A 10,924-nucleotide genomic window follows, 5' to 3' on the forward strand; every position below is an offset into this window, starting at 1 on the left:
TTACGTCTCACCTTTATTATGTCTCTTTCCTCAGAACCAACGTCAAAGCGACAATTGCCCGGTATTACGCCAGGCGCGCGCCTGATGGATCGCACTGGGCGGTGGATAATCACTGCTGGCGGCATCGGGGTGATCCTATCGGTGTTGGGTATTTTTCTTTTTGTGTTGATGGCGTCCTATCCCCTGTTTTTGAAGCCGAGTGTGTCCAGGGTGCATACCTTTGATTTTTCGCACCGTCAGCCCGTCCTGTGTACGGGGGTTGATCCCTATCGGGCGGTGATGTTTGTCGTACATGAAGAGGGGATTGATTTTGTGGATATGACTACAAAGGCGGTGACAAAGTCTGTGTATCCCCCCGAATTACAGGGACGGCGTATTCGGGCAGCTTATCGCGCTCTGGATAACACGCATGTTGGCCTGGGTCTGGACGACGGTACAATGCTGGGCTGCCGCGTGAATTTTGCCGTGGATTACGACGCGGATGGCAAGCAGATTGTGACGCCGTCTTTTTTTGTTGAGTCGGTGATGGACCTGACCGATGAGGCTCTTGTGCATCTCGTATTTCGGCACGATGGAAAATCCCGGGGCACAGTACTTGGCATTGCGGATTCCGGGCAACTCGTTTTGGGAGTTTCCGAAACACAGCGCGGTCTTTTGAGCGGTGGCAAAACGACGATTCGCACATATGATTTGACCGCTGAGATTAAAGGGCGCGCCAGGGTGGGTGCTGTGGCAAAATCGGGACGCTATGTTCTGGTGGGCACAGACCGCGGTGAAGTGTTTCGATGGGAAATTGGACGGGCGAGTTCCAGGCCCAGGCTGTTGGATTATTTTCGGGCTTCCGATCAGGGGGTGACTGCGCTGGATTTTGTGCTGGGTGATGTGTCGCTTGTCGTGGGCGATGTGGGTGGTCGTGTGTCTGTCTGGATGCCCGTCAGAACGAGCGAGGGCGACAATAAAAGGGTGTTCAAAAGGATCCATACTTTGCAGTCTCATCCGGCGGCGGTGACTGCACTGGCGTCGTCTGCTCGCGACAAACAGTTTTTATCGGGCGATGTGTCGGGGGTGGTTGCGTTACATCACATGACATCGGAACAGACGTTTTTTCAATTGCCCGGTGAGGGTGCCATCCAAACTCTGTCTTTTGCGCCAAAAGCAAATGGTTTTTTGACTGCGAGCAAGTCGGGGCAGGTGACGGATTTCGACCTTCAAAATCCACATCCCGAAGTGACGTTACAAACGCTTTTTGGCAAGGTGTGGTACGAGGGATATACGGAGCCTCAATACGTGTGGCAATCCACGGGTGGATCGGATGATTTTGAGCCTAAGCTGAGTATTGTGCCTTTGATATTTGGTACCTTTAAGGGTACGCTTTACGCGATGTTATTCGCGTTGCCTCTGGCTGTTCTTGCAGCGATTTACACATCGGAATTTGCCTCTCCCAACGTGCGTAGTTTAGTCAAACCCGTGGTGGAGTTGATGGCCTCACTTCCCAGTGTGATTCTGGGCTTTTTAGCTGGTTTGTGGTTGGCTCCTCTGCTGGAGACGAGGATCGTCGGTGCGCTGTTGTTGTTGCCCTGTGTGCCCATTGTCGTGGTGATATGCGCGTGGGCGTGGGGGCAGGTGTCCGAAGATTTTGTACGCAGAGTACCGGATCACTGGATTTTAACTTTGTTGGCTGGTATCGCGTTGTTCGCGCTCTATCTGTCGTTCGCGCTCGGTCCGGTAGCCGAGTCGCTTTTGTTTGGCGGCAATTTTCAAGGCTGGTTGCTCGGCACAACGGGTACGCGCTACGATCAGCGCAATTGTCTGGTGGTGGGCTTTGCGATGGGATTTGCCGTGGTACCCATTATTTACACGATCTGCGAGGATGCTCTGTCGAGTGTGCCGCAGCATCTGCGCGCCGGGTCACTCGCGCTTGGCGCAACGCCCTGGCAGACGGCTATTCGCGTGGTGTTGCCCACGGCGAGCCCGGGCATTTTTTCCGCGACTATGATCGGTTTCGGCCGCGCTGTGGGCGAAACGATGATTGTGTTGATGGCTACGGGCAATACGCCGATTCTGGATTGGACCATTTTTAATGGCATGCGCACGATGTCGGCCAATATCGCTGTGGAGATTCCCGAAGCACCCCATGAAGGTACGCTTTATCGCGTGTTGTTTTTGACAGGGGTTTTGCTGGCGGCGATTACTTTTTTGGTGAATACGCTGGCAGAAGTGGTGCGGCAGCATTTGCGCGAGAAGTATAGCAGGATTTGATGTTCTGGAGATGGATGTGAAAAATTTTTGGAAAACAGGTGTGCCATTTGTCTGGTTGACCGGCAGTGCGCTGGCGCTTTGTTTGCTCATGATTACAGGGCTGATCGCGCTGGTTATGTACAATGGCACTGGATTTTTTTGGCCCTCGGATATCGAAGCAGTGGTATTCAGAGATGGTCGGCAGGCGATGGGGCAGCGGTGGGATAAGCAGGAGATTCCCGCGTCGCACCGAACGGGATCCGGGCAATTTCGCATTCAGCTCAAAGTGGGCAATCGCGATGTGTATGGCAGCGATTTTCAATGGATAGATGTATCGGATATTCAATCGACGGATTATCCCGTAGATGCGGTGGTTTTTGAGCGGCGCGAGTGGGGCAATTTTTACGGGTTTATCGAAGCGCTGTACGAAGGTGAAACCCAGGTGTCGAATACATGGGATGTGCTGCAAGCACAATTGGATAATACCCGGGAACGTCACGAACAGATTCGGCAAATTGAAAAAGATGCGATTGGCGACTTAAATCGGCAAATTGAAAGCCTGCGCCTGAAAAAACGCGAGATAGAATTGGGTGATGGAAATGCCGATGAAATTGGCGCGATTGATCGAGAGAGCAGGTCCTATTGGGAAGCTTATGAACAATTGGCCGACCAATTGGCGCAGTTGCGAGCGGCCAACGAGGTTTACCGCATAGATGTGCGGTTAATTGGCGGTGAGGTGCGACAGATTGCCACGGCCGATATCGTGCGCGCCTATCGTCCCAACCGACTGGGCATTTTGGGAAAAACGAGCGTTTATTTTTCGCGCGTCGCGGAATTTTTATTTGATGAACCCCGCGAGTCCAATACAGAAGGCGGGGTATTTCCCGCGATCTTTGGCACTGTTATGATGGTTTTTTTAATGAGTTTGGCGGCTGTGCCATTTGGCATCTTAGCCGCGCTCTATTTGCGCGAATACGCCGGGCAGGGTATCTTAGTTAGAGTGATTCGCATTGCGGTTAATAATCTGGCGGGTGTACCTTCTATTGTTTTTGGGATGTTTGGGCTGGGATTCTTTGTTTATGGCATTGGCGGAAGTATCGATCAGTTCTTTTTTTCTGAATCATTGCCCACGCCTACATTTGGTACTGGTGGCATTTTGTGGGCGTCGTTGACTCTGGCATTGCTGACAGTGCCGGTGATGATTGTTTCAGCCGAAGAAGCGCTTTCTGCCGTGCCGAGTGATGTACGTGCCGGGTCGCTGGCACTGGGGGCGACCAAATTGCAAACTATTTTGCGCGTGGTTTTGCCCGGTGCGTTGCCGGGTATTCTCACGGGGATTATTCTCGTGATTGCACGCGGTGCTGGCGAGGTGGCTCCGCTGATGATTACTGGCGTTGTGAAATTGGCTCCTGCGTTGCCCGTAGATGGTATTTGGCCCTTTTTTCACCTGGAACGCAAGTTTATGCATCTGGGTTTTCACATTTACGATGTGGGTTTCCAGTCGCCCAATGTCGAGGCGGCTCGCCCCATGGTATATACGACGACTTTATTGCTGATGGGGATTGTACTGGCTCTGAATCTGGTGGCAATTCTGGTTCGCAATCGGCTTCGCAGGCGCGTTGGTGGTGCGACGTTTTAAACAGGTGATGGAAAGGAATCTCAATGGCTGAAGCAGTACTTGCAAATACACGGTCCGAAGCAATTGTTCCAGATATTCAGAATCCCATTGTCACCATATCGCATCTGAGCCTGTATTACGGCGAGACGCAGGCCCTTTTTGACATTGATATGCAGATTCCCGAGTATCGGGTAACGGCTCTTATCGGTCCTTCGGGGTGCGGGAAGTCAACGCTGTTGCGGTGTATGAATAGGCTGAACGATTTGATCGATTCGGTGCGTATTGAGGGTGTGGTTGAAATTGACAATGACGACATTTACGATCCCGGATACGATGTAATTTCGCTGCGGCGCCAGGTCGGAATGGTGTTTCAAAAGTCCAATCCCTTTCCCAAGTCGATCTATGAAAATCTCGTTTACGGTTTGAGAATTGCAGGTGAAAATCGGCGGGCGGTACTCGATGAGGTGGTGGAACGCAGTTTGCGTGCTGCCGCGCTTTGGGATGAGGTAAAAGACAGGCTCGATGACAGTGCTCTGGGCCTTTCGGGAGGACAACAGCAGAGGTTGTGCATTGCGCGTGCAATTGCTGTTGAGCCTTCGGTGATCTTGATGGATGAACCCTGTTCGGCACTGGATCCAATTGCGACGGGACGCATTGAAGAGACAATTGAAGAGCTCAAAAAGCAATATACGATCGTGATTGTAACACATAATATGCAGCAGGCATCGCGCATTTCGGACTATACGGCGTTTTTTTATTTGGGACGTTTGATCGAGATGGCCGAAACGAGTGAGATGTTTACCAATCCGCAGCTCAAGCAAACCGAAGATTATGTGACGGGGCGATTTGGGTAAGAACGGAGTGATTATTATGGAGCGTACTCTCGACCAGCATCTCGACCACCTCAAAGGTGAGTTGTTGAAGATGGGTAGTGCGGTAGAAGAGTCTATTGAACAGGCAGTACAATCGCTTGTAGAGCGCGACAATCACCTCGTTGATGTGGTTGAAGAAGGTGGGGATCACATCGACGATTGGGAAGTGGCGATAGAAGAAGAGTGTTTGAAGTTGTTGGCTGTGCAGCAACCCGTGGCTGGCGATTTGCGCCTGGTGGCGGGCATTATGAAGATCAATTACGATCTCGAGCGCATCAATGATCAGGCAGTCAATATCGCTCAGCGCGCCCGCTTGCTCAATCAGATGCCGCAATTGAAACCATTAATTGATATTCCACGAATGGCCGAGTTGGCACGGGGTATGGTCAGGGATGCTCTGGATGCATTTGTCAATCGCGATGTGGAATTGGCCAATAAGGTGCGTCGAATTGACGATACTATGGATGCCTTGCGCGATCAAATTTTCCGCGAGTTGTTGACGTACTTAAACACGGGTATGCCCGCGACTGTGGATCAGGCTATTTTGCTCATTCTCGTGTCCAGGCATCTGGAGCGCATTGGCGATCATTCATCCAATATTGCCGAAAATGCCGTCTATCTCGTTCAAGGGCGCATTGTGAGACATAAAAAGGAGGAATTGCGCGCAGAAGAGTGATCCCCCTTTGTGGCGAACACTGTTGTGTAAACGACACGCGATTGTAACACGGCGATGATATTATACCCAAAGCACGACGTATTCTCCCTCTTGGGAACCGGCTCGCGACCCGGTTCCCATTTTTTTGCCCCGAATTTGAATTCGGGGCTTTTTCGTTGACCCAAAATTGGTACCTGTGTATTTTACTGTCTGGAGAGACTACTATATTATATTAATATTACAAAATAAGGTGGTTGATCTCTTTGTCCAGTTGCATAAAATCCGAAGCCCGATTTTGCGAGCGATGCGGGACTTTGCTGGTTGTAAAAGCAGTTGAAGATCGGGAGAGGCCCTGTTGTCCGTCGTGTGGATTTGTGGCTTATCTCGACCCCAAGGTAGCCGCTGGGGTTATTGTAACTCTCGATGGTGGCGTCGTCTTGCTCAAGCGCAATATTGATCCCGGGTTTGGCAAATGGGTGTTCCCCGGCGGATATGTAGATGCGGGCGAGCCAACCGATGTCGCGGCTGTGCGTGAAACCCGCGAGGAGGTGGGGTTAGAGGTTGAGATTGGCGAGTTGCTCGGCGTGTTGTCTTATGAAGGGGAGCGGGTGGTGCTGATTGTTTATACTGGACGGGTTGTGGGCGGAAAGTTGGAAGGCAATTTTGAATCGCAGGCTGTGGCTACATTTGCCCCTCGGGATATTCCCTGGCGTGATCTGGCTTTTGACACGACCAGAGAGGCATTGCAAATTTGGGTGGCACAGTATGGCGAAATGTACGCAAAAGAAAGGTTATTATGCTGAATTCTATTGAAGATGTTGAAGAGCGGTTTGCCGAGCAGGGGTATATCACGGACCGCACATTGGCAACGACGATTTTTTTGGCGCAGTCGCTTGGCAAACCGATTTTTCTCGAAGGGGAGCCAGGCGTTGGAAAGACGGAAGTGGCCAAAGTTATGGCCGGCATTTTTGATACTGAGTTGATTCGATTGCAGTGCTATGAAGGCATTGATGCCAATACGGCATTGTACGAATGGAATTATCCGCGCCAGATGCTGGAGTTGAGGCTTGAAGAGGCGCGAGGAATCGACAAGGCCGAAATAGGTCAAAATATTTTTCGCGAAGATTTTTTGCTCAAGCGTCCCCTTTTGTCGGCTCTTGAAGGGAGCGCAGAAAAGCAACAGGTGTTGTTGATTGACGAAGTGGATCGGTCAGATGAAGAGTTTGAAGCGTTTTTGCTCGAAGTGTTGTCCGATTTCCAGATTACGATTCCCGAGATTGGTGCGATAAGAGCGATGCAGGTGCCGTTTGTCGTGCTTACGTCCAATCGAACGCGCGAGTTGCACGACGCGCTGAAGCGCCGGTGTTTGTATTTGTGGATTGACTATCCCACGTTTAGCAAAGAGATGGATATTGTGCGGTCGCGTGTGTCGGGTGTGCAGGACGAATTGGCACAACAGGTTTGCGGGTTTATGCAATTGTTGCGCAATCGCGATTTTTACAAAAAACCCGGCGTTGCCGAAACGATTGATTGGGCACTGGCTCTGATGGCTATGCAGGTTGAAGAACTGGATCCTCACACAGTTGATGCGACATTGGGATGTGTTTTGAAGTATAAAGAAGATATTGAAAAAATTCAGGAAGACGGTCTGCCACAACTGATTGAGAAGGCCCGATTGCTGAAAGAGCGCACGCAAGTTGCCGTTTAGGAGATTATATGCCAAGGACCATGCTGGGACGAGTTGTCGGTTTTTCAAGGGCTTTGCACAGTGCAGGCGTTGAAGTCAATGCGGGCAATCTCATTGATTTGTGCGACAGTTTTCGATATATCAATCTGCACAATCGGAGCGATTTTTACGCTGCTGCGCGTGCGACTCTGGTGTCGCGCTATGACGATCTGGAGACTTTTGACGAGGTTTTCAGAGCTTTCTGGGCGCGGCCGATTTTGCCCGACGATATGACGCTGACCGATACGGATGCTGGCGGAGATCCGGATCTCGATGTTCAGGCAGATGTCAATGAGGTGGTGGATACCGCTGATTTGCAGGAGGAGGCTGAGGGGGAGGGCGAATCCGAGGAAGTTGGGTATAGCCCCGATGAGGCTTTGATGGGAAAAGATTTGGCCGCTATGTCCGATCGCGAGATTGAGCAGGCTCGAAAGGTGATCCACGAAATTGTGAATATCATTGCCAATCGCCGAAGTCGCAGGCGCGTGCCCGAGAACCGGGGGGCTGAACTGGATTTCAGGCGCACATGGCGGCGCAATGCGCTATATGGTTCTGATGGTGTCGAATTGATGATGAAGCGGCGGCGGATTAAAAAGACCAAGCTGATGTTGTTGTGTGATGTGAGTGGGTCTATGGATTGTTATAGCCGTTTTTTGATTCGTTTTATCTACGCGCTCAAGCGCGAAATCCGAGATGTAGAGGTCGGGGTGTTTTCCACGCGGATGACCGCAATTTCGCGTTTGCTCAAGACAAAGGGTATTGAAGAATCGCTCGTGGAAGTGGCTGATACAGTACACGATTGGGCGGGTGGCACAGATATTGGCGGGTGTTTGCGCGAGTTTAACGACCAGTTTGCACGCGATATGTTGCACTCGCGCACTGTGATGATTATTGTGAGCGATGGTTGGGACCGCGGCGATCCCGATTTGATGCGGCAAGAGATGGCGCGGTTGCGAAAGCGCGTGCATAAGTTGATGTGGCTCAATCCGCTTTTGGGCACGCCGGGATATCAGCCCCTGTGTTTGGGGATGAAGACAGCACTTCCATATCTGGATTATTTTTTGCCCGCACACAATTTGGAGAGTTTGATTCAACTGGCTCGAACACTGCGATCTGTTTGGAAGTAGGGGGATGTTATGGCTGGTCGAGATGTTTTTCAAGAGGCTTTGACCCTGATTTCTCAGGGGGAAAAGGCCGCCTTATCGACGATTGTGTCGAGCAAGGGGTCTTTGCCGATGAGCAAAAAGGCCAAGATGCTCGTGCGTCCCGATGGTAAAATTATAGGTACGGTGGGCGGTGGTTGTTTGGAAGCCGATGTGTGGGCCGAAGCCCGTCATGTGATGGAAATCGAAGCACCGACGTTGCAGAAGTTTATTTTGACGGAAAAACACGCGGGCGAAAATGGCCTCAATTGCGGTGGCAATGTCGAAATTTTTACCGAGCCTTTGTTGCCCGGGCGCGCAGATGATATGCTCGACGAGATTGCTCGGGTTCGCAAAGTGCGCGGTTCGGCTGTGCTGGCAACGCTGGTTTCGGGCGGGGATCAGGTGGGCGCGAAGTTATTGGTTCATCCCGATGGTAGAACAGTGGGGAGTCTGGACAATGACCTCGCCGAAGCCTGTGTGCGCGAAGAGGTGGCGGCTTTTGAGGCGATTCCAGAGAGTTTGCTCAAGGTTATAAAAATTGGCTCGGAACCCGTTGTGGTCTTTTTGGAGTCTATTTGTCCCGAGCCCACGCTGTTTTTATTTGGCGGGGGTCACGTTTCTTTTGCTATTGCACAGATCGCGCATTCGGTCGGATTTCGGATTGTGGTTATTGATGACCGGCCCATGTTTGCCAATAAAGAGCGGTTTCCCATGGCGAGTGAAACGCTGACGTTGGAGATGGAGACGGCTTTTAACCATATAGTTATTGACGATTTGTCTTATGTGGTGGCTGTGACGCGCGGGCACCAGCACGATAAGCCGGTTATCGAGCAGGCGATTGATACCCAGGCGGCGTATATTGGTATGATTGGTAGCCGCCGGAAGATCGCGCTGATGTGGAAAGAGTTTGAAGCCAAAGGCATTCCGAGAGAAAAATTGGATGCGGTTCATGCGCCGATTGGATTGGATATCGGTGCAGATACACCCGAAGAGATTGCCGTGAGTATTGTGTCCGAACTTATACGGGTGCGCCGATCACAGGGAAAGCCCATACATCAGGGTATGTCGCTGTCATCGGTGTGAGAGATCAAATGGTTTATTGTCGGGGGAGAACAAGGAGGTGATGTAGTAGCGTATAGTTGAAAACGATTTTACGTGAGGGGAAGTGACAGGAGCGCGAGAGCGTCTTTAAGTCTGGTTTTCGAAATTTTTTCAGAAGGGAGTTAACCATGACGAGATGGGTAATCGCATTTGTTGCGATGTCGTTTTTATCCGCATCGGCAATGGCCGGGGTGACGGGTAAAATTGTGGGTCAGATTGTCGATAAAGACGATGGTGGTGGCTTGCCCGGTGCCAATGTGGTAGTTCTGGGCTTGCACAGTGTCTTCGGTGCGACATCAGATCCCGAAGGTAATTTTGCGATTTTGAATGTGCCAGCGGGCACTTTTGACGTAAAATGCAGTTTTATCGGGTATCGTGACGTGGTGCTCAAAGGCATCAAGGTGTTGCCCGATTTGACTACCGAAGTTGATTTTGTGCTCGCAGAACAAGCTCTGGAAGGCGAAACTATCGAAGTGGTAGCGGTGCGCCCGCTGGTGCAGAAAGACAAGACGGCTTCCATGCGTCTTGTAACCAGCGAAGAACTCGAGTATATGCCGGTTCGCGGATATGCAGCGGCCACATCCTTGCAGGCGGGTGTGACAAACAGGAACGGCACACTTTACGTACGCGGTGGGCGGTTTTCAGAAGTCGATTACATCGTCGATGGCGTATCGCAGAAGGATTTGCAGTTCGGCTCATCGACCACGGCCCTGAGCAATGGTGCTATAGATCAGGTATCCGTGATTGTGGGTGGGTTTGAAGCGGAATATGGGCGCGTGATGTCGGGTGTTGTCAAGGTGGTGACGCGCGAAGGTGGACAGAATTATTCGGGGTCTGTGGAATACATTACAGATGAGCTGAATGACCGCAGTTGGGCTGGCGCGCCCTCTTATGGGTATAATACTACCGATGCGACATTTGGTGGTCCGCTCGTTCCTGGAACGAACGGGCCTTCATTTTTTGTCTCCGGAGAATACATCGATCGCCTTGACCGCAGCCCGCGCTGGGGTGTGGAAGCCCACGAGTGGGAAAAAGACCTGTTGTCACAGGAAGAGTACGATTTGCTCAGCGAGGGCATATTGCCGCACTATACGCTCGAAAGATGGGGCTGGCAGGCCAAGCTGGCGTATCGGTTGTCCGACGAAATCGGTCTGAAGGCGGGGATTGTAGGCTCAAAAACGGATCGCTTGAGCTATAGTCACACCTATCGCTATAATTTGCGGCATGCGCCGCGTGTTAAAAGAAATAACAACTCGGCATTTGCCCGCGTGACCTACACGCTCGGAGCAAAGACCTTTTTTACTTTGCAAACAAGTGTTTTTGACCAGAATTTCAAAGTAGGCGACGGAGTTCATTTCGACAATTTACACGACTATGCCCGTCCCCAGGGCAACTCGCGTTATGACGCGGAAAGTTTGTTTGCGCGCGGCGATGTGGATTCCACCGAGATTACGCAGACAACGGAAACCATCAATGATCGCTCTATAACGTATTTTGAAGGCGATGAAGGGCGCGTATATGATGACTTTGAGCAAACCAGCTCATTTTATCTCACGCCTATCGACTTTG

Annotated in this window: 9 protein-coding genes; all 9 read left to right on the forward strand. The window is 51.3% G+C overall.

Annotated elements, in window-relative coordinates; translation table 11 throughout:
- Window positions 1-84: 84 nt before the first annotated feature.
- Window positions 85-2,259 carry an ABC transporter permease subunit gene (locus tag OXH16_07075; GenBank protein MCY3681141.1) on the forward strand — a complete coding sequence of 725 codons (2,175 nt, stop codon included), beginning with the start codon at window positions 85-87 and terminating at the stop codon, window positions 2,257-2,259.
- 16 nt (window positions 2,260-2,275) lie between these two features.
- Window positions 2,276-3,877 carry a phosphate ABC transporter permease PstA gene (gene pstA / locus OXH16_07080; GenBank protein MCY3681142.1) on the forward strand — a complete coding sequence of 534 codons (1,602 nt, stop codon included), beginning with the start codon at window positions 2,276-2,278 and terminating at the stop codon, window positions 3,875-3,877.
- 23 nt (window positions 3,878-3,900) lie between these two features.
- Window positions 3,901-4,710, forward strand: coding sequence for a phosphate ABC transporter ATP-binding protein PstB (pstB, locus tag OXH16_07085; protein MCY3681143.1), 810 nt, complete (start codon window positions 3,901-3,903; stop codon window positions 4,708-4,710).
- 16 nt (window positions 4,711-4,726) lie between these two features.
- The gene (phoU, locus tag OXH16_07090; GenBank protein MCY3681144.1) at window positions 4,727-5,404 is read left to right on the forward strand and encodes a phosphate signaling complex protein PhoU; all 678 of its coding nucleotides are present in this window, start codon (window positions 4,727-4,729) and stop codon (window positions 5,402-5,404) included.
- 242 nt (window positions 5,405-5,646) lie between these two features.
- Window positions 5,647-6,186: an NUDIX domain-containing protein gene (locus tag OXH16_07095; protein MCY3681145.1), complete on the forward strand. Its 540-nt coding sequence runs from the start codon at window positions 5,647-5,649 to the stop codon at window positions 6,184-6,186.
- Entirely contained in the window at window positions 6,180-7,091 is a 912-nt protein-coding gene (locus OXH16_07100) for a MoxR family ATPase (protein ID MCY3681146.1), read from the forward strand. The genes OXH16_07095 and OXH16_07100 overlap by 7 nt, the downstream gene beginning before the upstream one ends.
- 8 nt (window positions 7,092-7,099) lie before the next feature.
- Window positions 7,100-8,236: a VWA domain-containing protein gene (locus tag OXH16_07105; protein ID MCY3681147.1), complete on the forward strand. Its 1,137-nt coding sequence runs from the start codon at window positions 7,100-7,102 to the stop codon at window positions 8,234-8,236.
- Window positions 8,237-8,245: 9 nt separating this feature from the next.
- Window positions 8,246-9,337 (forward strand): XdhC family protein, encoded by a 1,092-nt coding sequence (locus tag OXH16_07110; protein ID MCY3681148.1) that lies wholly within the window; start codon window positions 8,246-8,248, stop codon window positions 9,335-9,337.
- 146 nt (window positions 9,338-9,483) lie between these two features.
- Window positions 9,484-10,924 (forward strand): carboxypeptidase-like regulatory domain-containing protein (locus OXH16_07115; protein ID MCY3681149.1); only part of this gene is annotated, 1,441 nt, incomplete at its 3' end.

The organism is Gemmatimonadota bacterium (genome assembly GCA_026705765.1).
In the GTDB taxonomy this organism is placed as follows: domain Bacteria; phylum Latescibacterota; class UBA2968; order UBA2968; family UBA2968; genus VXRD01.

Excerpts from the sequence above, each read along its gene's own strand:
- OXH16_07100 (MCY3681146.1), top strand. The coding sequence starts at position 6,180 with ATGCTGAATTCTATTGAAGATGTTGAAGAGCGGTTTGCCGAGCAGGGG.
- OXH16_07075 (MCY3681141.1), top strand. The coding sequence starts at position 85 with ATGGATCGCACTGGGCGGTGGATAATCACTGCTGGCGGCATCGGGGTG.
- pstB (MCY3681143.1), top strand. The coding sequence starts at position 3,901 with ATGGCTGAAGCAGTACTTGCAAATACACGGTCCGAAGCAATTGTTCCA.
- OXH16_07110 (MCY3681148.1), top strand. The coding sequence starts at position 8,246 with ATGGCTGGTCGAGATGTTTTTCAAGAGGCTTTGACCCTGATTTCTCAG.
- phoU (MCY3681144.1), top strand. The coding sequence starts at position 4,727 with ATGGAGCGTACTCTCGACCAGCATCTCGACCACCTCAAAGGTGAGTTG.
- OXH16_07105 (MCY3681147.1), top strand. The coding sequence starts at position 7,100 with ATGCCAAGGACCATGCTGGGACGAGTTGTCGGTTTTTCAAGGGCTTTG.